The sequence below is a fragment of the Saprospiraceae bacterium genome (genome assembly GCA_026129545.1).
Lineage (GTDB): Bacteria > Bacteroidota > Bacteroidia > Chitinophagales > Saprospiraceae > M3007.
In genome coordinates, this window is the sequence record JAHCHX010000001.1 from 2,392,120 (window position 1) to 2,414,261 (window position 22,142).

The 22,142-nt window shown below is 52.2% G+C and carries 24 protein-coding genes; 7 read left to right on the plus strand and 17 right to left on the minus strand.

The genetic code is table 11. The annotated features are described in order from the left end of the window. Window positions 1-161: 161 nt before the first annotated feature. The 8 genes from nusB to KIS77_09115 all read right to left on the minus strand — a co-directional run bounded on the left by nusB (window position 162) and on the right by KIS77_09115 (window position 7,442). Complete coding sequence (gene nusB, locus KIS77_09080; GenBank protein ID MCW5922485.1) at window positions 162-1,067, minus strand: transcription antitermination factor NusB; 906 nt, start codon at window positions 1,065-1,067, stop codon at window positions 162-164. 187 nt (window positions 1,068-1,254) lie between these two features. Further along, on the minus strand, window positions 1,255-2,295 hold the full coding sequence (locus tag KIS77_09085; GenBank protein ID MCW5922486.1) for a T9SS type A sorting domain-containing protein: 1,041 nt from the start codon (window positions 2,293-2,295) through the stop codon (window positions 1,255-1,257). Between the two features lie 14 nt (window positions 2,296-2,309). Next, on the minus strand, window positions 2,310-3,284 hold the full coding sequence (locus tag KIS77_09090) for a carbohydrate kinase (protein ID MCW5922487.1): 975 nt from the start codon (window positions 3,282-3,284) through the stop codon (window positions 2,310-2,312). A gap of 27 nt (window positions 3,285-3,311) precedes the next feature. Then, window positions 3,312-4,214: an MBL fold metallo-hydrolase gene (locus KIS77_09095; GenBank protein ID MCW5922488.1), complete on the minus strand. Its 903-nt coding sequence runs from the start codon at window positions 4,212-4,214 to the stop codon at window positions 3,312-3,314. Between the two features lie 37 nt (window positions 4,215-4,251). Beyond that, window positions 4,252-4,497, minus strand: coding sequence for a carboxypeptidase regulatory-like domain-containing protein (locus KIS77_09100; GenBank protein MCW5922489.1), 246 nt, complete (start codon window positions 4,495-4,497; stop codon window positions 4,252-4,254). Between the two features lie 101 nt (window positions 4,498-4,598). Next, window positions 4,599-5,528 (minus strand): serine protease, encoded by a 930-nt coding sequence (locus tag KIS77_09105; GenBank protein MCW5922490.1) that lies wholly within the window; start codon window positions 5,526-5,528, stop codon window positions 4,599-4,601. A gap of 164 nt (window positions 5,529-5,692) precedes the next feature. Next, entirely contained in the window at window positions 5,693-5,872 is a 180-nt protein-coding gene (locus tag KIS77_09110) for a hypothetical protein (GenBank protein ID MCW5922491.1), read from the minus strand. A gap of 271 nt (window positions 5,873-6,143) precedes the next feature. After that, window positions 6,144-7,442: a winged helix-turn-helix domain-containing protein gene (locus tag KIS77_09115; protein MCW5922492.1), complete on the minus strand. Its 1,299-nt coding sequence runs from the start codon at window positions 7,440-7,442 to the stop codon at window positions 6,144-6,146. Window positions 7,443-7,956: 514 nt separating this feature from the next. Between KIS77_09115 and KIS77_09120 the strand changes: the two genes are divergently transcribed. After that, window positions 7,957-8,193 carry a hypothetical protein gene (locus KIS77_09120; protein ID MCW5922493.1) on the plus strand — a complete coding sequence of 79 codons (237 nt, stop codon included), beginning with the start codon at window positions 7,957-7,959 and terminating at the stop codon, window positions 8,191-8,193. On the opposite strand, the gene KIS77_09125 is transcribed toward KIS77_09120, so the two are convergent. The 4 genes from KIS77_09125 to KIS77_09140 form a co-directional block, all read right to left on the minus strand. Next, window positions 8,184-8,978 carry a hypothetical protein gene (locus KIS77_09125; protein MCW5922494.1) on the minus strand — a complete coding sequence of 265 codons (795 nt, stop codon included), beginning with the start codon at window positions 8,976-8,978 and terminating at the stop codon, window positions 8,184-8,186. The two genes, KIS77_09120 and KIS77_09125, sit on opposite strands and share 10 nt — an antisense overlap. 90 nt (window positions 8,979-9,068) lie before the next feature. Next, window positions 9,069-9,539 carry a hypothetical protein gene (locus KIS77_09130; protein ID MCW5922495.1) on the minus strand — a complete coding sequence of 157 codons (471 nt, stop codon included), beginning with the start codon at window positions 9,537-9,539 and terminating at the stop codon, window positions 9,069-9,071. Window positions 9,540-9,785: 246 nt separating this feature from the next. After that, on the minus strand, window positions 9,786-10,478 hold the full coding sequence (locus KIS77_09135) for a serine/threonine protein phosphatase (GenBank protein MCW5922496.1): 693 nt from the start codon (window positions 10,476-10,478) through the stop codon (window positions 9,786-9,788). 174 nt (window positions 10,479-10,652) lie between these two features. Beyond that, window positions 10,653-11,111: a GNAT family N-acetyltransferase gene (locus KIS77_09140; GenBank protein ID MCW5922497.1), complete on the minus strand. Its 459-nt coding sequence runs from the start codon at window positions 11,109-11,111 to the stop codon at window positions 10,653-10,655. A 252-nt stretch (window positions 11,112-11,363) separates the two neighbouring features. Between KIS77_09140 and KIS77_09145 the strand changes: the two genes are divergently transcribed. Both KIS77_09145 and KIS77_09150 read left to right on the plus strand, forming a co-directional pair. Next, complete coding sequence (locus tag KIS77_09145; GenBank protein ID MCW5922498.1) at window positions 11,364-12,224, plus strand: DUF2911 domain-containing protein; 861 nt, start codon at window positions 11,364-11,366, stop codon at window positions 12,222-12,224. 151 nt (window positions 12,225-12,375) lie between these two features. Further along, complete coding sequence (locus KIS77_09150) at window positions 12,376-13,638, plus strand: carboxylesterase family protein (protein MCW5922499.1); 1,263 nt, start codon at window positions 12,376-12,378, stop codon at window positions 13,636-13,638. Between the two features lie 216 nt (window positions 13,639-13,854). On the opposite strand, the gene murB is transcribed toward KIS77_09150, so the two are convergent. Next, window positions 13,855-14,871, minus strand: coding sequence for a UDP-N-acetylmuramate dehydrogenase (gene murB, locus KIS77_09155; protein MCW5922500.1), 1,017 nt, complete (start codon window positions 14,869-14,871; stop codon window positions 13,855-13,857). A gap of 126 nt (window positions 14,872-14,997) precedes the next feature. On the opposite strand from murB, the gene KIS77_09160 reads away from it, so the two are divergent. Both KIS77_09160 and KIS77_09165 read left to right on the plus strand, forming a co-directional pair. Next, window positions 14,998-15,213, plus strand: coding sequence for a hypothetical protein (locus KIS77_09160; protein MCW5922501.1), 216 nt, complete (start codon window positions 14,998-15,000; stop codon window positions 15,211-15,213). A gap of 39 nt (window positions 15,214-15,252) precedes the next feature. Next, window positions 15,253-15,576, plus strand: coding sequence for a type II toxin-antitoxin system PemK/MazF family toxin (locus KIS77_09165; protein ID MCW5922502.1), 324 nt, complete (start codon window positions 15,253-15,255; stop codon window positions 15,574-15,576). 2 nt (window positions 15,577-15,578) lie between these two features. Here KIS77_09165 and KIS77_09170 read toward each other — a convergent pair whose 3' ends face one another. Next, on the minus strand, window positions 15,579-17,837 hold the full coding sequence (locus KIS77_09170; GenBank protein ID MCW5922503.1) for a carbohydrate binding family 9 domain-containing protein: 2,259 nt from the start codon (window positions 17,835-17,837) through the stop codon (window positions 15,579-15,581). A gap of 64 nt (window positions 17,838-17,901) precedes the next feature. Here KIS77_09170 and rfbD point away from each other — a divergent pair, with 64 nt between their 5' ends. Together rfbD and KIS77_09180 are read left to right on the plus strand one after the other, a co-directional pair. Then, window positions 17,902-18,774, plus strand: a complete 873-nt coding sequence (gene rfbD, locus KIS77_09175; protein MCW5922504.1) for a dTDP-4-dehydrorhamnose reductase — start codon at window positions 17,902-17,904, stop codon at window positions 18,772-18,774. Window positions 18,775-19,081: 307 nt separating this feature from the next. Further along, a complete protein-coding gene (locus KIS77_09180) occupies window positions 19,082-19,735 on the plus strand; it encodes a hypothetical protein (protein MCW5922505.1) in 654 nt (217 codons plus the stop codon). On the opposite strand, the gene KIS77_09185 is transcribed toward KIS77_09180, so the two are convergent. From KIS77_09185 to KIS77_09195, 3 genes are all read right to left on the minus strand, one after another. Next, window positions 19,720-20,553, minus strand: a complete 834-nt coding sequence (locus tag KIS77_09185; GenBank protein MCW5922506.1) for a TIGR02757 family protein — start codon at window positions 20,551-20,553, stop codon at window positions 19,720-19,722. The two genes, KIS77_09180 and KIS77_09185, sit on opposite strands and share 16 nt — an antisense overlap. A 13-nt stretch (window positions 20,554-20,566) precedes the next feature. Next, window positions 20,567-20,818, minus strand: a complete 252-nt coding sequence (locus KIS77_09190; protein ID MCW5922507.1) for a hypothetical protein — start codon at window positions 20,816-20,818, stop codon at window positions 20,567-20,569. Window positions 20,819-21,024: 206 nt separating this feature from the next. After that, on the minus strand, window positions 21,025-22,044 hold the full coding sequence (locus tag KIS77_09195) for a hypothetical protein (protein ID MCW5922508.1): 1,020 nt from the start codon (window positions 22,042-22,044) through the stop codon (window positions 21,025-21,027). Between the last annotated feature and the right edge of the window lie 98 nt (window positions 22,045-22,142).

The following is a 22,142-nucleotide window of genomic DNA, read 5'->3' on the forward strand; positions in this document are numbered from 1 at the left end:
GCCCCTCCAAAAAATGGAGGACTCGGCTCATGTTCCGAAATCGGCTGCGAGTCTCTTTTTTTTGACAGGATTGACAGGATTGTTTCTTAAACCTGTCAATCTTGTCAATCCTGCCAGAAAACAATTCCAGCGAATACTGCCGTCAGCTCGGAACACGAGTGCTACTCTATCAATCCGCGGCCTTCTTTCACGATTTTTTCTTCTTTCAGGAGCTTTTTCATCAGCCGGTCGAGAATGCCGTTGATGAAGTCCTTGCTTTTGTCGGTGGAGTAAATTTTTGAGATTTCGACAAATTCGTTGAGCGTGACTTTGGTGGGAATGGTGGGAAAGTGCAGCAGCTCACACAGCGCCATTTTGAGCATAATCATGTCGAGCACGGCTACTCGGTCAGCATCCCAGTTTTTGAGCGTCGGTTCTATCTGCTCGAAGAGAGCGAGGTCTTCTTGGCAGGTTTTGCGGAGCAATTGCTCGCCGAATTCTCGCACGGTCTCGTCCGCGGGTTCAAATTCTTTGTAAAACTCGCCACTCACGGGCATTGCCTTGAGGGTCTTTTTGATAGCCCCCACGACGAGCGACTCGTCATCGGGCCAATTGTTGTAGTGGTCTTCCGAAATCTCGATGAAAAGGTCGTTGGCGACAAGAACGCGATACAGTTCGAGCAGGATTTTCGCGTGTTCCTCGTTGGTAGGCTCCGTCAGCGCGAGGTAGGCTTTATATTCGGGAGTGTCTGCGAAGGCATTGTACATGACGCGGACGTGGTCGTTGTCAATGTTTTGGTTGAGCTTGTATTTGGCGACGATGTTGAGGAACTCCTTGTGGTTGGCAAGGCTTTGGGTGCATGGGTTGCTGTAAAGTCGCGGTGTGAACGCCTTGTCCTCATCGGAGGGTAGATGTTTTGCAGCGCGATTGGCAGCGTCTTTTTCGGCGTATTGCGCTACTTTGAGAAGCAAATAAAGATGGAGGATGTAAAGCTCATAAGTCTTCCAGATGCCATCGTTGTACTCCTTCACCAAATCGGGAAAAGCGAGCTGCTCGTCGCGATTGAGCATATACAACAATTGCATCACTTTGATTCGAACGCTGCGGCGACTTAACATGGGATGTCAAAGGACGTGTTTACAGTAAAAAGATGGGGCAAAGAAACAAATTTTTTAAATAACACACACCGAACGAAGATTTCGGCAAACTCGAGCATTCGGCAGAAGGACACGTAAACACGATGCGCCCGTGTCTTTCTGCCGAACGGGCGCAATATCACATCTTGACCAACTTTGTGGTGGCCCGGCCTGCTGCTGTCTCCAGCGTGCAATAGTAAACACCTGAAGCCCACCGTTGTGTTTCCACAAAAATCTGACCTTCTGCGCGGCTACCAAAAGCTTGCTGCGACACGATTCTCCCGGCGCTGTCGGCCACGAGCAAACGGCCTTCTTGGGGCGTTTTCATTTTCCATGAAAAATACGCCTTGTCTTGCACAGGGTTTGGCAAGACATTGAAGTACAGCATATTGCCTATTAAGTGGGTGGAGGATGGTGGAGGCGAGTTGGTCACGATAATGTCGTCCACTTGCAACAAATGGTCGTCGTAGGAATCGTGCAGAAAGGCGATGTAAATCGTTTCGTTGGCATATTGGTGCAGCGAGACGGAGTGTGGCTCCATCTTGCCCCGGTAGTAGGGGAATCCCGCATCGTCGTAGGCGATAAAGTAGTAGCTGGTGTCCGTGTAGCCGTTGGCGTGGATGTAGCCCTCCGAGTACTTGAACTTGCTCACGTCGAGCGTGAAAAACGTGGGAGCGTTGATGGTTTCTGCCGCCTTGAACAGCGTGTCGGCAAATACGTTGGCGGTAGGCTCGTTGGAGGTTTTTGAAACCAAAACCTTGTACCCATCCACAAAACGTGGCCCTTCAAAGGTGAGCGAGCGCCAACACAGCCAATAAGAGTCGTCGGGTATGAAGATGGGTTTCACGATGAGCCAATTGTCGGTTCTTATCCCTGTGGTGTCGAGCCAAGAACAGCTGGTGAATGCGGAGTTGGTAGCCTCTTCCGCGTTTTCTGCTCCCAAGTCGCTTTCCCAATACCAAGCAGGTGGGGTTATATCGTCCACGACGCAATTGCCTTCCATCATGTCGCCGTCATAGTTTACCCAGTCTTGGTCGTCGCCAGAAGGAAAGGGAAGCATAAAAGGAGTGGGGTCGGTCTCAAAACGTTCTTTGACGAGGGTGTCAGGGACTGCCGAATACTGTGCTTGGAGGGTTGTTGCTGCCACGAGAAATGAAAGTAATGTAAAGAAAGCCTTCATGGTGCGCGGATTGTTTATGTGAAAAAATGTTTGAGCTCGTTGGCCAGAATGTCGCGCCGCACAGGTACCACCCCCGGAAATTCGCACACTTGTCCCCCTGCGAGATTGGATAAGGCTGCAATGGTCTTTAAGTCCAAACCTGCCGCCAATCCCAATGCCGCCACACTTATCACCGTATCGCCCGCCCCGCTCACATCTGCCACGTCGCGTGGCTCCGTCGGATAAATCGCCCCGTCATTTCCGCCGTCCAAAAATAAGCCTTTTTCCGATAGCGTAATCATCGTAAAACGATTTCGCAATTTTTCGCGCAAAAAATCCGAAGCTCGCTGAAGCGACGGCAACTCTGGCTGCACCGAAAATGGCGTGCTATCCCTCACTTCTTTCAAGTTGGGCTTAAACAAATCCACGCCCTCATAGGCGAAAAAGTTGGCTTTCTTGGGGTCCACGGCAGTCATAATCCCTCTTTCTTTTGCCGCGGTCACCATCCACTGAATTACGGATGGGGTCAACACTCCCTTGTTGTAGTCTTGAAAAATGACGATGCGAATAGGGCGCTCTTTCAGCAATTGCGATACTTTTTGCAAAAAGAAATTCGTCTCCTCTTCATTCAGGTCGTGAGCGTCCTCGCTGTCAATGCGGAGCATCTGTTGATTGTTGCCCAACACGCGGGTTTTGACCGTCGTGCGGCGCATGGGCGATGCCACGATGCCTTCTGCCGTGATGTCGTATTCCGGGAGTATGTGCCTGAGGCGCTCGCCATCCTCGTCGCGCCCAACCACGCTGCACAAGATGGGAGTGGCACCCAATGCTCGCACATTGAGCGCCACGTTCGCTGCGCCCCCCAGACGGTCTTCCGTGGCGTGGTGCAACACGACAGGCACGGGCGCCTCGGGCGAGATGCGGCTCACGGAGCCAGTGAGATAGCGGTCGAGCATCACGTCGCCCAAAATCAAAACTTCCTGTCCTTCAAGTTTTTGTAGAATATCCATAGGGGATTGTAGGTGGCTAAATCAGTGTCAACGCTCAAACTTTTTTTTCCAATAACGCAGCAGGCCGGCCACTGACATGAAGGCTGGATTGGCGGCCTCGTAGCGACGCAAGCCACGTTCGTCCACACCAAGCGCGGTGAGCTCGTCCGCCACATATTTTTCAAATAGCGGCACGATTTGCTCAGCTGGGGTTTGCTGTTCGGCATAGGGTTTCATCCATTCCGCCCAAGCCAAAAGACGGTTTTCGAGCGCGTTCAGGTGGGTTGTCTTGTCGGTGATTTTGCCAAAATGTGTCAGATAAAGTGTTTCGGCAGGCAGCTCGCGCATCAAACGAATGGAAGCCAACCAGTCTTCCACTTGGATGTCGGGTGGTGGGCAGGGCGGGACCACTGGGCCATTGCCTATTTTCACTCCGGCCACATCTCCGGTGAACAGGCTCGACTCGGCACCCTTGCCCACTTGCCACGCAATGTGGTGGACCGCATGGCCGGGCGTATGCCATGCCGTGAACGTCAGTCCGGCGGCTTGAACGGTGTCGCCATGCGATGGAGCGGACAACCGCGATGCCTCAATGGGATGCATTGGCCCCCACAAAGCTTCCATTTGTCCCCCATATATCATTCGGGCGGAGTTGTAAAGTTTCTCAGGCGCCATCAAATGTGGCAGCCCCTTAGGGTGAACGTGGACGGTGGCGCCTTTTTGAGCAAAGGCCCACGCAGCCCCCGCATGGTCGAAATGGATGTGAGAGAGAAAAACGTGCTGAAAATCGGTCAGCTGCCAGTTGTTGTTTTGCAAGGCTGTTTCCAAGTGTGCCAGCGTGGAAGCGGGGCCGGTTTCTACCAAAACCAAGCCACCGCTTCCTTCAACGACGTAGGAAGCGATGGCATTTTCGATATTCAGAAACCCCAAATCAAGTGTGTGAACTTTCATGGGGCAAAGGTAGCACCAACGCTATACAACGCACCCGTTAAAACCTGAGCTGGACAGAAACCTCCGATTGATTGGGACGCACTTCAATGGTTGTTTCTGTTTCCCGGTCGTCGTGATAAGCACGGATGAGATAGGTGCCGGGCAGCAACTCCAGGGTGAAAGCGCCACTGCTGTCAGTCAAAGACGCTATGTCGTGGAACGGTTGAGAGCCTTCCACGACAGTGACCACCGCGTCGCTGAGGGGTAGGTTGTCTTGCAAAACGATGCCTTCGATTTTGACCATTTTTTTGAATGACTTTGTTGGTTCCACTTGAGCACAGTAAAAGGATAAAACGGGGGTTAGCACCAATAGTGCAAACCCCCGTTGCAGCAAATGCGGACGACTCATAGACCCAAGGATGCCCAATTGTTCAAATTGGTACGCACAGCGGGCACGATGCGCGTGGCAGAATTGCCCGATGCGTGTCCGTTGGTGTGGATGCCGACCGCAAAACGGTCAACCCCCGACTTGTACCAAACGGGCGAGCCGCTTTGACCTCCCATCGTGTCAATGTCGTACACGATTCTTCGGCTGTTGACGGATTTGGGCTTCTTGTAGTGGAACCACTGCTGGCTGCCCCCTTTGTCGCCCGGGTAGCCGGATAGGTTGAGGGTCATGCCCAGCAGTGTGGCATCATTCAAGACAGCAGTCTTGTAAAGACCCGTGGCAAGTCCCGGTTTGTAGCTGGGCGGCAAGATGATGGCACCGTAGTCGAAATTCGGATTGGGACTGCTGACCCATCCACTGACTGAGCGGAAATTGGTGGAGACACCGCTGCCATAAGGTTTGAGTGCGCCATTAAGTCCCGGTATGACTTCGATGGAGCGCACCCAACCACCAGCGGCGTGCATGAACACGCAGTGTCCAGCCGTGATGACCGTGCGCGGGCTGATGAGCCACCCTGTGCCGATGTAACGATTGCCATTGGCAGCCGTGATGCGCAAGGCGCATATCGCACGCCAGGGGAAAGATGTGGTCGGGTTGATGCGAACGCGGTCGTCTGTACCGATGATGACCTCGGTCAGGCTGCGTGGTTGCGCGTCGGGGTAGGTGCCAAAATAGGCATCCGGCAAGAATTCGTCTTGGTTGGCTTCCAAATCGGCATCCATCTCTTCCAAGTCCGCTTCTGAGAGCATCACGTCGGCTTCAAGCTCATCGAGCGAGAGAGAGCGGGGTGAGGGCGCGGGCCCGGAAGGGGTGTTCGACACGGCGGAGTGACTGGTGGTGCCGTCGCCATTTTGTTCTACTTCAATCGTTTTTTCAGAGGATTTCATGATTGTTGGAAAAAATTGGAGAAACACCCTTGCTAACACGAAGGGTAGTGCGACCATCAACCTGCCCTGATGATTGAGCTCGCAAGCGGCGAAAAAAGCCTCGTTGCGTGACACAAATTTGGGGGTGAGGCCTAATGGATTGCAACGGACACGATTGGCCTTCTTCAGCCGCCATTGGTCACGACCGGACGGCCGAACCGGGCGTATATCTCTCCGAGCAATGCCGGCGGTATCAGGTCGCGGGCGGGCAGTTGTATGTTGGCTTTTTTGAGCCAGCGCCCCAGTGTCTTGGGGCTGATGCCATATTCGATGGCGATTTGCTGGCGGGTTTTTGCCTTTTCCATTGGTGTGCGGTTTTGAGTTGCTTAAACGGGATTTTTTTCATAATGTATGCGAATCTGGGGGGCTGAAAACATGTGCCATTCAGGCAGTGATTTGAAATCGTCGCCTGAATAAATGCTTGAACATCAGATGCTAATAGGATTCACCCCCTAGTTCACCAATAGATATACCCTTTGTCTGAACGTGACTATGGGATGTCATTGACTTTTCAATGCATCCCATAGACCCACTACTGAGGAATTTTGACGAATCAAAGTCAGATGCTGACCTTCGTCACGCTGCTTTGCCTTTGTTCTTGATTTCTTCGTACAGTTGAATCGTTTCCGGTGAGGGCTTCGATTGGAATTCCTGCTCCATTGTTTTGCAGCACAGGTTGTATTGTGCTTCCACCTTGTGTGCCATGCCGAGGTTGGCATAGCATTGCATGGCTCTGCGGTGGATTATTTCCATGCGTGCATCGCGGCCAAGTATCTCGTTGCATACGGCTATGGCCTTCCAGTAGTCGTTTTTGGCGCACAACTGGGCGCTATACAGGTCGGCTATTTGCTCGAACACGGAGCTTAGATGCTGGCGCTCGAATTCGACCCAGCCAAAAGTGTCTGCCGGGAAATCGTCGAGAAAATTGCCCTTGTAAGTCTTGATGGCGTTTTGAAGCAACACATCGGGCGCTTCCCCTTCTTTCCGCAAGTGTTCCTGAATTTTTTGGTGCAATGCCTTGAAGGTTAGCACGTCCGATTCTGGGGAGCGTTCGAGTTGCAAGCGGTAGGCATTTTTTTCAAACACCAAAATATCCTGCTCCACGCCAGCTTGGTTTCGCAAGGTGCGGCGGATGTGGCAAAGTTCCACATTGAGGCTCTTGCGGGCAAATTCGGGCATACTCTCATACTTGTCGGGCCAAAAAGTACGAGCCAAGTGGTCGCGTGAAAGAGCGCGAGGGTGATTGTAGGCCAAATAGGCAAAGAGGTGTTTGGCTTGATTGGTAAACTCTATCCGGCGGCCATTGTGCAGCACCCCGAATGAGCCGAAAAAGAAGAGCTCCAGCCCTCGATACGCGTACTCGGTGTCCTGACCCGTTGTGGGCAAAAAGGCATCGGGAGCGGTGGGAAGCTGTGCCATGTCAACGCCAGCGACCACCATGCCGGGGGCTACTGCCGCCAACAGCGCCTTGCCCGCCGCATGATTGGACTTTCCGTTTTTCCCTGCCGATGGCTTGAGCCGATAGCCGGGCAGATATGCCTCGTAGCACGCAAGGATATCGTCGCTTTTGACAGGCAATCCAAGCACATCCTCTGCGCCGGATTTTAGGAGGAGGCGGGTGGTTGGGCCGGAATAATCGGATGTGGCGACGATGACAGGTACGTTAGGGTTGCTGCGTTTGCAATTGCGCAGTGTGGAGAAGCCGTCGCTACCCGGCACATGAATCACGACCACCATCCCCACCTCGCTCATTTGCAGGAAAGACTGGCACTCGCTGTCGTTGGCGGCTTGTTCAACAGGTATGTTGCTTGTGTTGCGCAACATTTGTAAGAGGGGGGCGTGGTTGCCACAAAGCAATACTTTGGTATTCGCCATAGGGCTTGAGTTTGGTTGATGGAAGAATATTAATGCCTATCATGTTTGCACATGATTTCAACTTGTGGTTTTTTTCAGAATACCTGTTTTGTGACCTCGGTCGCTTGCTTGTTTAGATTAGCAGGAGAGAGCGATTGCGGAAGCCGACTTGGATGAGGCGGGCATGGAGTGGGGGATTAAAAAGGGGCTTGGCAAAATTTCCGCTCAAGTGAACTCTGTGACGCAGAGTGGTCAATGTGTCTGTTTTTACATCAGCAAAAGAACCTTTTTTTGCGCGCAAAAATTACACCCGAACTTAATTTAATCGAAATTTAATTCTTAATCCCCTCTTCTTGTTGGCGTTCCGAGCTGCTCTAGAACTGTTTCGCCGATTTAATGTTAAAAAAGCAGCCTCCGTCAACACATGGAGTGGTTTTTGTTTGCTTTCTTGCATCTTTTTCGACCTCTAATCCTCAAATCGTTGGAAGCTCACCTCATAAGCTGCATCTTTTCATCTTGAAGCGCTTTTTTATCAATGAGCGAATTATTGCACGTCGAGGGTCTTCCCTCCGACATACACGAATGCACCAGCCACCGCGATGGCGAGTGGATTACTTGGCGTTGTCCGCACTGTCAGGATTACGAACGCCGGCTCAACTGGAAAACGGGCGAAATGAACGTGCGCCGAGGCCGCTCAACGGCACAGCACATAGGCATGAGTACCCGTGAGCAAAACTTGGAGGGTTTGAGAAGAGTGGTCCATCACAACTGATTCACGCTCTCCATATATTCCTTTCTCAACCGTTGTAGCAGCCTGCCTTGGCCTGCATTTGTTGGCTCAGTTTCTTCTTGGGGAGGCATCGCTTGTTTGGTGTGCGGGTTGTCCGTCACCATCTCGGTAGCAGAAAGTTCCAAAAGTCGCCGCACTCTTGGCGATATGCCTGAATTGGTTGTTTCGACATACGGAGGCTTATCCTTTGTGCTGGTTTCAACATTTTTAGTTTCTTCCTCAAACTCGGCTTTCAGGCGACGCATCAAACTTGACCCTAAGGTAGTGGTCGTTTCGAGAGTGGTGGAAGCATCTACCATCTCGATAGATGTCGTAGCGGTTGATTCTGTGTGTGGCATGGCAGTGTGCGTTTTTATTGCAGCTTCTTTAGGTAAGTTCAAATCCGATTTTTTTTCAGCAACGGTCTTGGCTTTTTTGAGTGAGTTTCCCACATCTTCATTGAGAAAATGATAGATGAATACACTAATGGTATCAATGCCCTCCCCTTCGAAGGGCCTGTTGTGACGGGAAGGAAGGTGTTCGATGATACCTTTCAGCGGCCCACTTTCTGCGGTGCGGTAGTAGTCAATGCGAAAAGAAACCTTGCTGGCCGAGAGTGCGCCTTCGGTGAGTTCGTGACGAGGGTCTTCTGCTTTCTTGCGACAGTCAGCCAGTTGAACTTCCAGATTTTTTATTTTTTCGGAAAGATGCTCCTCTTGTGTGAGGGCGTTGTCAAGCAGCTTAAGTATCTGCTCTTTTGTTCTCTTGTCTTTGTGATGAGCACTCATGGTGTTCGGTTTTTATTAGGTGAAAAGAAAAGCCGCCCCAGCCCCGAGGGGAAGAAGCGGCTTTTAGCGAATCGCCTACGAGCGAGCAGCTCAGGCTGCTTCGTAGAATTCGATTTTGCCAAGTTCGGCGAAACCCGCCACCGGGATGGGCTGATTGCGTTGGTCGTAGAGGCGCAGGATGGCCACGACTTCAAACACGCCCTCTGGGATGGAGTTGGCAGGCAGCGTGATGACCACATTGTAAGTGTGTCCGCTGACAGGCACAAAGTTGACGTAGGTAGTGCCGTTGGCACCGAGGTCAAACTCAAGCGGGCCCCATTTTTCAAAGTGCAGCTGCACTTTCCACCTGTTGGAGTTGCTCAGCAAGGGCACCAACACGCCGCTGACAGTCCATTGGAATCCGAAACGCACTGGCTGTTCGCACTGGATGAGTTTGTTGTCAATCAGATTGGCTGGCCAAGGACCAGTGGTGGGGAGTTCCTGAATCGTCACGACGGATTGTCCCGTAAAACGAAAGGACTGGGGGGTGGCGAGGGTTTCCTCTACTTGCATCGGTATCATAATGCTACATGGTTTGGAGTTTTACATCCTTTTGCGCGTCTGGTTCAGGGGAGGGGTTTATGCTCGACGCGCCAGAGGTGTAAATCATAACTTTGAAAAAACCGCTGTCTTTTTTTCCTGAACTTGACACAAAGTAACAGGTGCCCCAACTAACCCTCGCTCAAAGGCGAATCAGTTGACAGTTAAAACACAACTAATTAGAAGGAAAAGAGAAAAAACGCCTGTATTTCGCATAAAAACGCCCCATCACTCGATGTTTTCTTGAAAATACAAGCGTCGGTCGGTCATGTCAAACGCGCATAGGACTCCTTGACCCGCCCGCTCCGGGCGCTCGCTTCCCGCATAAACGCAACCTCCATCAAGGTCTAGGTATTGATTTTCGGCCAACTCGTTCAGCTGTTGCTCTATGTCCATGCGGGCTAGCGGCGTGTGTCCGTGCAAGATGATGCGCTCGCCCAACCAGTCGTAGCGGATATCGCCGTACCAATGTCGAATCACCAAAAGGTCGCGCTGGTCTTTGAGCGGGTCGAAAAGTTTGAAGTTCAGCCCGGCATGAACGAGGATGTAGCCGTCCGTTTCGATGAAATAGTCCATTTCCCGCAAAAACTCAAGATACGACTCGGGGATTTGATGTGTGGCTTCCACCGCAAAACTGTCCAAAGTCTTTTTGCCGTCCGTTTGCAGCCAATTGTCAAGCCCCGTCAGGTCGTACAAGGAGCGGAGGAGTATGGCCTCGTGGTTGCCACGCAAGCAACGCACGGTGTATCCATCTTTGAGCAAGTCAAAAATAGCATCCAGCACACCCTTGGAATCGGGGCCTCTGTCCACATAATCGCCCAACAGGTAAAGCGTGTCGGCTTTTGACAAAGCTATTTTGTCAAGCAGGGCCAGAAAAGATTTGCGGCAGCCGTGAATGTCGGAAATGGCGAATTTTTTCATGTTGTTGATAAGCGCGGGCAGCAAGCCGCCTCGTTGGCGAATGGGAAGTATACCTTGATTTGTCAGGATTTGTCAGATGACCATGATTGCTCTCCCTGATTTTGAACAGATTCCGATTGTAGCCATGCCCAAAACTTGACGGCGCGACGTGTAACATATTCAGCAGCGGCGCACTCATGCGCCAGCCTCCAGCACCATCTTTGTATGCGGGATGCCGTCTTCCAAATACTCCTCCCCCGTGGAGCGAAAACCAAAACCTTCGTAAAAACGGACAAGATAAGTCTGCGCCCCAATTTTTATCGGCTCATCGCCAAACAAATGCCTGCACATCTCGATACTGCGCTGCATCAGCATCTTTCCCGCACCTGTGCCGCGAGCCAAAGGCGACGACACCACCCGCCCGATAGACACATATTCTTTATATGCCAGTCCTTTGGGCAACAAGCGTGTGTAGCAAACAAGTTGCCGCTGCGGATTGCGCCCCATCAGATGCCACGAATCAAGGTCTCTTCCGTCGGCATCCAGATACGGGCAATGCTGCTCCACCACAAACACTTCTTGTCGCAGCACCATGATTTCGTAAAGTTCATAAGGCGTGAGCAGGCCGAATGGCAAACAAGTAAAATCGAGCATAAAAAATCAGATGACAAAGACGGAATAGAATCATTTCGGCAAGTGGGCAAATGTACGAGACTGCTACCTTGATAGTATTGCTCCCAATGGCATTGTTCGCAGATGCAACCCCAGAATTGTCCCAGCCAATCGTGACCAACCGCGACAATCCGTCGCGGAATTCCCGAAATACTTACTCCAAAGGCCACAAGCATCGTACCTTTGCCAACCATTTTCCAAGACCTGTGTTTCAACACCAAACTTTGTTACAACATGAAAAAACTCATCTTTTTAACTGCCCTTTTCGCGCTTTTGGCCACTGCGCCCGCGCTTGCTCAAATCAAAACCCCCGCTGCCAGCCCTGTCTGCAAAATCAACCAAGAGGTTGGTCTGATGAAAGTTGACGTGGAATACTCTCGCCCCAGTGCCAGAGGCCGCAAAGTCTTTGGCGAACTCGTGCAGTTCGGCGAAATGTGGCGCACCGGTGCCAATGCTTCCACCAAAGTGACCTTTGGCGAAGAAGTCAGCATCGGCGGCACCAAAGTGAAGGCTGGCACTTACGCCCTCTACACCATTCCCGGCGAAAAAGAGTGGTCGGTCATTTTTTACAAAAACACGAACTTCTGGGGCACGCCCGGCAAAGACTACAAAGAGGAAGACGTGGCAGCGCGCGTGAGCGTGCCCGCGCAAAACCTCCGCGATGCCGTGGAAACCTTCACCATCGGGATCAACAACCTTCGGAACAACGGCGCTGACCTCGAAATCGCTTGGGAGTTCACCAAAGTGGCTGTGCCTTTCACCGTTGACACCGACACGAAAGTGATGGCCGACATCAAGAACACCCTGGATGGCCCGCAAGCAGGTGCCTACTACGCCGCCGCTCGCTACTACTACGAGGAGAAAAAAGACATGAACCAAGCCCTCACATGGGTGGACAAATCGCTCGAAAAAGGCGGTGAAAAATTCTGGATAGTGCGCCAAAAAGCACTCATCTTGGCCGAACTGGGCCGTTTCAAAGATGCCATCGCCACTGCCGAGCGCAGCACCGAACTGGCCAAGGCTGATGGCAACTCCGACTACCCGCGCATGAACGAGAAGTCCATCAACGAATGGAAAAAGAAAGCGAACAAATAATCTGAGGCAACCAACCTTATTGCACGACACATTCGGGCGGCTCCCAAGCAAGGGGGCTGCTCTTTTTTTTCTCAAACAGGAGCAAGCAACTTGTATACACTGCCCGTTTCTAATGCTTTAAGTTCTACATTTGCTTAAAATTCAATTTCGTATGAAAAAACTCGCTCTACCCATTTTGTTCCTCTTGCCCTTGTTGGCACTTTCTCCCTATGTATTCTCCCAAAATGCAGGTTGCGACGGCTCGCGCTACAAGAACGACGTGTTCGGCACCGTGAAAAAAACAACCGTGCAGTACGCCACCGCCACCAATCAATTGGGCACTCCGGTCAACCTTTTGATGGATGTGTACGAACCCCAAGACGACAACCTTGCCGCGCGCCCAGTGGTCGTGTTGGCACATGGCGGAAGTTTCATTTTCGGCGACAAAAGCGACATGAGAGACTTCTGCACACTACTCGCCAAAAAAGGATATGTGGCAGCCACCATTCAATACAGGCTGTACCCATTCTTCATTCTGGGCATACCCGACTCGGTGAAGATTTTTGACCAAGCCGTGCGTGCGGTGGGCGACATGAAAGCCGCGGTGCGCTACTTCCGCGAGGATGCAGCCACGCAGAATCAATTCCGCGCAGATGCGGACAACATCTTCATTGGTGGCTACTCGGCAGGCGCGGTGACGGCACTCCATGCCGGATTTCTGGATAGCGCCGACGTGTTGCCCGCGTTCATCCAATCAGCCATAAATGCGAATGGCGGGTTGAACGGCAACAGTGGCTCAGCCTCCAACAAGACCTATTCATCTGCCATCAAAGCGGTGGTGAATATGTCGGGGGGCATCTATCGCAGCGAATGGGTGGACAACAAGGACATTGCCCTGGCGAGCATACATGGCACCGCCGATGCCACTGTTCCCTACGCTTATGGGTTGGCCGCTGGCATCGCTTATCTGGAAGGCACCGGCTTGATTCACCCGGTGGCGGAAAGCAACGACTTGCTGCACGACTTGCAGACGGTGCCGGGCGGCGGCCACACAGATATATATAGTGCACAGCAAGCGGCCTTTGTGCCACACGTTGACACCTTTTGGGTGAAGGCCACCACGATTTTGGAATATCTGACCTGCCAGCTCGTGCTTTCCAACACAGCGGTTGAAAGAGAGGCGGAACGTTGGTCGCTATTCCCCAACCCCGCTACTGACGGGACGGTGCGCATCGAGCTGCCCTCCGATGTGCAACTCATTTCTGTGACCATCGCTGATTGGGCCGGAAAGGTCGTTTTTCAATCAAACAACATCTCGAATCAAGGCTCCTTACATTTGAACAACTTGCCGGCAGGTGTGTACGCGGTCAAAGTGCACGACACGAACAACCGCTCGCGCTCATTCGCCGCGCAGCAGTTGGTGCTGACCCACTAACCGCCATTTCCCGCTGAAAAACGCCGCTCCGTAACTTTAACAAAGTCGGGCAAGAATTTTAGAGCCGCTCCCCCCGGTTTGGCATGGTTTTTTGAAATACTCAAATGAAAGGGCTAACATTTGATTGGTTAATTGTTTTCATGGTTATGTTGTGGCCGTCCAGTCGAAAAGACTGGACGGCTTTTTTATGAATTTTGGTGGTATTATTCCCAATCATTACAAAACATTCACCTCCGCTTCAATGCGAATCCCGAACTTTTGCTCCACCGAATCCATAATAGCCAAAGCCAAGTTTTTTACTTCCTCACCCGTCGCACCGCCGTAATTGACCAGCACCAGCGCCTGCTTTTCGTAGCATCCCGTGTTGCCCACCCGTTTGCCTTTCCACCCGCATTGCTCGATGAGCCAACCAGCAGGTATTTTCACGCGCCGCTCGTCGGGTGGCAGGTCGAAATGCGGGACGTTGGGATGCGTCAGTCGGATACGTTCCAAGGTAGCTCGCTCGGTCTCTGGGTTTTTGAAAAAGGAGCCACAGTTGCCGATTTTGGCAGGGTCGGGCAATTTGGAAGAGCGAATTTGAATGACGGCTTGGCTCACGTCGGCAATGGTGGGGCGACTGATGCCATTGGCTTCCAACGTTTTGCGAATGTCGCCATAAGAGGTGTTGATGCGGTGTTGGCGCAACGTCAAGGACAGCGTGACGGCTGTGATGCAGTATTTTCCCTTGCCTTCTTTTTTGAAAAAACTGTCACGATAGCCAAACTGACAATCGGCCCGCGTAAAATACTTTTCCTTCCCGGTCGCCAGCTCCACTGCCCGAAGGCCGACGAACACATCCTTCAATTCCACCCCATAGGCACCGATGTTTTGCACGGGTGCAGCCCCCACCGAACCGGGTATGAGGCTTAGGTTTTCCACACCGCCAAAATTCTGCCGCACCGCCCACATCACGAAGTCGTGCCACACTTCGCCACCGCCGACCGTGACCCATATTTTATGCTTAAAACGGCGCGTGACTTCAATGCCGCGAATCGCGTTTTTCAGCACCAGCCCCTCCGGCGCGCGGGTGAAAAGCACATTGCTGCCCCCGCCCAGCACGAAAACTGGGCGAATGTCGGAGCGCAAGGCCACGCGTAAATCATGGACACTGCGCACCTCGGCAAAACTACCCGCCTCGACGGGGATGCCAAATGTGTTGAACGGGAGCAGGGAAACGTTTTTTTTGATTTTCATAAATGCAACGCACGAAGCCGCAAATAACGCAAAGAATGGCCGAGGATAGAACGATGTTGGAAAAAAGGGCAATCGAACATATCTTTGTGGTATCACTAAAAGCAACACCACATGGGCACTAAAACCATGTCTCTACAATTGCAAGAGCCGATTTTTGTTGAATTGGAAACCCTCGTCGAGCAGCTCAATAAAAACCGCAATGCCTACATAAATGAGGCTGTGGCTTATTACAACAAAATTCAGCGTCGAAAACTACTGGCAGAACAGTTGGAGAAAGAATGCCTCGCTGTAAGAGCCGCTGATTACGAGGTGTTTAAGGAAATGGAAGACCCTGTTGATTAGTCTGCGCAATTATGGCCACCATGGTAAAAAAAATACGAAATTTGGCTATCTGACCTCGACCCTCGTTTTGGGGCGGAGCCGGGCAAAAAGCGACCAGTCGTTGTGATGCAAAGCGACCTCATAAACGGCAAAATCAACACTACCATGATTTGCCCAATCACCACCAAATTTGTCGCTTCAGCCAACTTGCTGAGGCTGCGAATCTCAAAAGGGGAAGCTGGTCTAAAAGAAGATTCCGATGCGTTGGTCACGCATATCCGCGGCGCCATTGACAACAACCGTTTTCTCCAAAAACTGGGAGACCTCGCCCTGAACAAACAAAAAATGCTCGACCAAAGTCTGCAAGTCGTGTTGGATGTTTGACCTCACACGTTCAGCCAATACACCACCTTCAGCACCAACGCCCTGTTTTTTGGCGAGAAAAAACGAACAGGGGTGTTGGGTACAATTTCCGCAAACGAATTGTCGGTATAAACCAAAAACACATCCGAGACCGGGGCAAAGCGCCATTGCAAGCGGGTGTTGATGTTGAAATTGTTGACCTGCGTATTGTATTGGAAAAAGGCGCTGACGAACAAATTCCGCGAAAATGACAGCTCCGCCCTCGGCCCCAACAGCCAAAAATCCGCCGATGCGTAAGGTTCCGGCAGTTTTATCCGGTTGAAGCTGTACGCGAGCGCAAGAGTGCCAATGGGCTGCCAACGATAGGTCACAGCACCCTCCGCACGCACGGTATTGCCGTTGAAAAATTGTCCCACAGTCAGGTCAAGGCCCCCTTGCAGCGCGTACACTCTACTGCTATTCACCCGAAGCCGCGCACCTGAATAGGTGTAGCCCCTATCGCCCGGCAGCGGCTCCACATCCGGCCTGTTCTGATTGGTCGGGTCGAAAGGCTCGAACAGGTAAGTGAAGGCATTGTAAATCGCGAGGCTGATGCTGGTTTGGTCCTTGAATTCCGTTTGTATGTATGCAGCCATGTCGCGGTCGGTTTCCTCGAATTTGAGCGAATAAACCAAGGTGCCGTCCACGCCGATTTGCCAAGTGTTGATGAATTTATGCTTTGGATAAAACGTGCGCCGTATGCCGGGATAAAACTCCTGCATCCCCACCCGTGGCACAAAGCCAGCCTCCGCCGTGTAGTTGCTGTCCACGTTCATGTAGCCCAGCCAAGCGCCGTAGTGGCGGTCGTTGTAGCCAAGATATTGGGCGAAGGTCTGTCCGCGCTGCTTCGGGTTGGGTGAAAAAGAGCGGTGGTAATACCACTCACACTCCCAGCGATTGTCCTGCGAAAACAGGTTGTATTCCAATCCGGCTACCCGGTTCCACGGTTGAAAGCTGCCACGCTGCGACTCGTTCAGATTTTCCAAAAAATTCTGCTTGTTAACAAAAACACCGCTCAACGCGCTGCGCCCGAACACTTTGCGCTGTAGCGTCGCCATCGTGAAATTGGCTGCGGGAAGCGCCCTTGCCGTGTCCCAGTCAATGCGCCCTGTTTGCATATTGAGCAGACCCACCCGAAGGTCGTCGGTCAACTTTCCGCTCAGACGAGCGCCCGCGACGATGGGCACCGTCTCGTTCAAGCCAGTCAACGGATTGCGGGCTAAGCCAATTCTGCGAGAAAAAAACGGTCTGGTGGACGGGAAGCCAAACATGGCGAAGAGGTCTCTGTTTTCAAGAAAAAACTGCCTCCGTTCGGGGAAGAACAGCTCAAAACGGCTCAGGTTGGCCACTTGCTGGTCCACTTCTACTTGCGAAAAATCGGGGTTGAACGTCAAGTCCAAATTCAGAGAAGGCGTGATGCCGATTTTGGCGTCGCCACCGACGTTGCGCGTCCAACTATCGGCTTTTTCCCGCACCTCCAAAGAACTGGGGTCGCGCTTCCAATCCTTCGAGTAGCCGCCGATAACGTAAGGAATCAGCGCGACATTCGCGCCAGGCTTGGGGGGCGGTGTCTCCCATTTCAGGATGCCCGTGAAGGCAAGATTGTTCGGCGGGAACTGTTGCGGCACTGGCTGCCATGTGCTGACTTCCCAATTTTTGATGCGGGTGCGCACAAAATTCAACTTCCACGAATTTTCACCCGGCAACACCGAATACCGAAGGGTCTTGAACGGAATCGCCACTTCCGCGACCCAACGGTCGTCGTGGTTTTGCACAGCGGATTCCCAGCGATTGTCCCAGTCAAGCGATTGGGTGGTGCCGTTGTCAATGAGCGCCTCACGCTGCACGTTGAGCGGGCTTACCCCGAACAAAAAACCGTTGAGGCCGTCTTTCGAGGGGTTGAAGAGAATGTTCAGCACATCGCTCGTGCCAGCCGCAAAGTCGCGTTTGAGGCTCTGAATCGTGTAGTCTTCTTGTCTTTGAAAACACACCGCGCCGATGTACAGATAGCGGTCGTCGAAAGTCATGCGGAGTTCCGTGCGGGCAGTCGCCAAGCCAGTGTCCACTGGGAACTGGCGCCTGAAATCGGTGAGGACATCAGCGGTTTGCCACGCCATCTCGTCCAACAAGCCGTCCAATTTTATCGCCGTATCTGATTTTCTGATTTGCAAAGAACGCTCGACGGGTTGGGCAAAAAGAGGGGACGCAACGAGTAGGAGAAGGAGGGGGTACAGTATTTTCATTAGCTTAAAATTTGGGCAAAAATACGATTCGCTCCCAACCAGCATAGATACCTATTTTTGCCGCATGGCAATCCTTATCACTGGCGCCAACGGCCAAGTTGGCCAATGCTTCCGCCAACTCGCGGCGCAACACCCAAACCGACGGTTCGTCTTCAATGATTTTCCAGAACTCGACATCACGGCTCGCAAGGCCGTCATCGAATTCTTTCGACGCGAAAAAGGAATCAAGTGGTGCATCAATTGCGCTGCCTACACCGCCGTTGACAAGGCTGAAAGCGAGCCTGCGCTAGCTCGCAAAATCAATGTGACGGGGCCGAAACACCTCGCCGAAGCCTGCGCCGCCCATGGCATTCCGCTCGTGCATCTCTCTACCGATTATGTATATCACAATCGGCAGAATACGCCCTTCCGCGAAAGCGACCCGGTCAGCCCCAAAAGCGTGTATGCCCGCACCAAACTCGCCGGCGACCGCGCCGTGCTGAAAGCCAACCCGTTCGCCATTGTCGTGCGCACGTCGTGGGTATATTCGGAGTTTGGCAACAACTTCGTGAAAACCATGCTGCGCCTCGGCGCGGAGCGTTCGGAACTGAATGTCGTGTTCGACCAGATTGGAACGCCCACCTACGCCCCCGATTTGGCGGCAGCGATACTGCTCATGATTCAAAAGGTCGAAAACAAAGACGTGGCTCCCGAAACGGCGGCAGGCATCTGGCACTTTTCCAACGAAGGGGTGACAAGCTGGTACGACTTTGCCCACGCCATCTTCGAAATAAAAAAAATGGCGTGCCGGGTACATCCCATCGATACGAAAGACTTTCCCACGCCCGCCCGGCGGCCACCGTTCAGCCTTTTGAACAAGGGAAAAATCAAGGCTGTGTTTGGACTGGAAATCCCGCACTGGCGAGAGCGTTTGGCGGTGTGTTTGGGAAAGATATGAAGGCATCAATAGGGAACATTCCCAAGGCATCACCGTCGTTGTTTGGCATCATACGCGATGTTGTGAGTGGGGATGACAAACATTGGCAAAAACAATTTTGTAAAATTTCCTCCACCAGACAACCCGAACGGATTTGCTGAAGTCTTCATTAAGCCAGTAAGTACGCATTTATCGGCTTAGTCGCTGCTGAATAGCGACGTTTCCATTTTTCACTTGATGGTTCTGAAATGTACCCAATGCGGTTGGCCCTGTGGCGTGCCGCAAAGGGAGGGTTTTGCCCTGCATTTTGTAGCCACGCAAACTAACAATGATGAAAAACTATCTGGCACTTCTCATCCTCGCATCCTCTCTTTGGGCTGCGTGCAAAAATGCCGACGATACACTCGGCGACACACAGCAATATGCCAATTTCACCAATTTACAAGTAGGAAACTACTGGGTCTATGAGCGCCACTGGCTGGACTCGAACGGATTAAAACCGCTGGGCATCTTCGACAGCACGTTTGTGGAAAAGGACACCATCATTCATGGCAAAACATACTTCAAGTACATGGATGACCAGCTCGCGTCGCCCCCCGGATTTGAAGCCGCCTTTTTGCGCGATTCGTTGCATTATCTGGTGAGTTCGGAGGGGCAAGTTTTGTTTTCTTCCGAAAATTTCGTGGACACACTCCAACACCGCTACGAGGTGTTTGTCGGCATGCAGCCCGACACGCTCTGCTTTGTCTATCGAAAAATGACCGACGACAATTTGCTCGTCAGCGTGGGGGCTGGCACTTTTGTCACCAAAAATGCGCAAGATGTCTTTGTGATGTGGCCCGGCTACGACCGGGCTGGCAAAGTGCGCCCCCTGCATAAGCGGTATGCGGAAGGCATTGGGTTGGTGGAGGAGACCCTTCCGTTTTATGTGTCCGCCCATTGGTACTACGTGCGTCGCTTGGTGCGCTACGGCACCAATTGATGTGGCTCCAATACCCCCAGCCCAAACAGCGCAAAATCGTATTTCACTGGGTCCTCCGGGTCGAAGGCTCGGAGGTTCTCGGTGAGTTCGAGCACAGCCAGCCAATCGGTTTGTTTTCGTCGCAGCAGCCCCATTCGTCGTGCCACTCGTTCCACATGCACATCGAGCGGGATGAGCAATTGTGCGGGCTTTATTTTTTTCCAAAGGCCAAAATCCACGCCCGCCGAATCCTGCCGCACCATCCATCGGAGAAACATATTGAGGCGTTTGCAAGTGGAGCCGCGTGCGGGAGTAGCCACATGTTTGCGTGTGCGTTCAGGCGCATAGGGATGAGCGAAGAAATGGTCGTGAAAACCCCTCAGCGCCTTTTCTACCGTGTCGTCGCTGGGAGATAGATGGTTGGCAAAGGCGTGTTCGAGCGAGGTGTTTTTTTGGTAAAAATGTTGGAGAAACTCCAAAAACCAAAGTGTGTCGGTCGCTTGAAAGGTGCGGTGCTTGAAATCGAGGAAACGGGCACGGTCTTGCTCCAAATGATTGACGATGAAATCGTGAGGCGCGTCGTCCATGAGTTCGGCGAGCCGACGAGCGCTTTGCATGATGGTTTTCCGCTGGCCCCAAGCGAGCGTGGCGGTCCAGAACCCCATGATTTCGCGGTCTTGTAATTTGGTGAAACGGTGCGGCACCGAAATGGGGTCGTTGGCGATAAAATCGGGCGTATTGTAGCGGTGGACGGCTTCGTTCAGAAAGGCGCAAAGGTCTTTCCTGTGTGGAAGTGAAGGCTTCACTTTCGGAGGCTTCGAATGTAAATCAAAAGTCATTGCCCAACCGTTGCTACCCTATTTCTTTGCGAACCTGCTGCACAAACTCTATGCTGACGCCTACAAATTCCGCAACCTCGCTATCGTTCCATTCTGGGAATTTTTTGATGGTTTTGATAGTGAAAGCACGTTCTTTTTCCGCTCGTCCTTCGCGCAAGCCTCGTTTTTTCCATCTTTCCCCAAAGATTTCGGGTATTTCATTAATCCAGTCCCGCTCCGGCTTGGGGATTGACTTGTTTAATTGTTGAACTTCTGTTGGTGGCATATCGTAAAGATTTGCGGCGTAAAGAGTGAGGGTTTGAAGGAGTATCTTTTCACGGTCTTGGTCGCATGAGGCTGTGCCAAAGGTAAGAATTTCGCTCCAGTTTCTACCCGCATTTCACCTCTCCGAGGTTTGTGCCGTTTTGATTCGTTTGCCCTGAGGGGGGGATAGTTCAAAAAAATCACAAACTACGCCTGCGATTCCAAGCATCATTGATTCTCTTCGATATGTATCTCGATTCTCTGTCGCACACGCTCGATTTTGCGCGTCAACTCCCGGAAAAACCAGTCGCGTTTTTTTTCGGCGGCTTGACTGATGGGGGTGGATTTTGCCAGCACATGGCGAAACCACGATTCAGTGTAGTCGCACAGTCGTTGGTCGTTGCTCAGCAAAAAATTGGGGTTGCAAAACGCCGAATATACCATGCGCCCCACGTCGGAGGTCACCAAGCCCGTGATGTTGGTATAGACCATCTCGTTGTGGTACAAGTGCAGGAGGCCCGCGGCGTTCTCGGGTTTTTCCCCAAAGCCGAATTTGCGCCCCACCGCAGCGACGGATTTGATGTGATGTGCCCAATCGCTTAGTTTTTCGCACAAAACAAGGGCATCCTGAGGGTTGCGAAAGCCACCTGAATAAGTGTGATATTCGATTTGAGCGAGCGTGTTGTCCATCAAATGCACCGTCCACAGCTCCGTGCTGTCCATGTTGAGATAGTGCTGCAACATGGTCTGGCTGAGGCGGATGACGGGTTGCGTCACCAAATCGAAATCAAAAGGGCGCAGGCGCAGGTAATCAAAATCCCAAGTGGTGCGCCCCCAGATGTAGAGCTTGAACCCTATCAGTTCCGGGAAGAGGCTGTAGGTAAACACGGGTACTTCTGCGGAGGCGTAAAAAAGATGCGCGTTGGGCAATCGGCGAATCTGTTCAAAGTCGGTCACGAACCCTTCCAAATAGTCGCTGAAGTCGGACAATTTCCGGGAAAAGGCGTTGAATTGACACACCACGCTGTTGTTTTGACTGGCAATGAGCGCATCCAATGAAATGCGGTAGTGCATTGCGAGGGTCGTGAGCTCCTGCGGGGAAAGGAAGGTGTCGCCGCGCAGGCGCCGATAGATGGGGTCTTTGGCTAGATGAAGAATGGCGGAGAGCGCTTCCACTGCGTCGGCACGGCGAGGGTAGCGCGAAAGGATGAGGTCAAAAAGTTGTTCCTGCAAGTTGGTGCCGCTCATGGAGTGTGCGATTGATGCCTGAATTTTCAGAAACCGGACACACTTTTTCTAACATCGGGGCAAATAAAAACCGGGTCATCGCACGACAACCCGGTTTG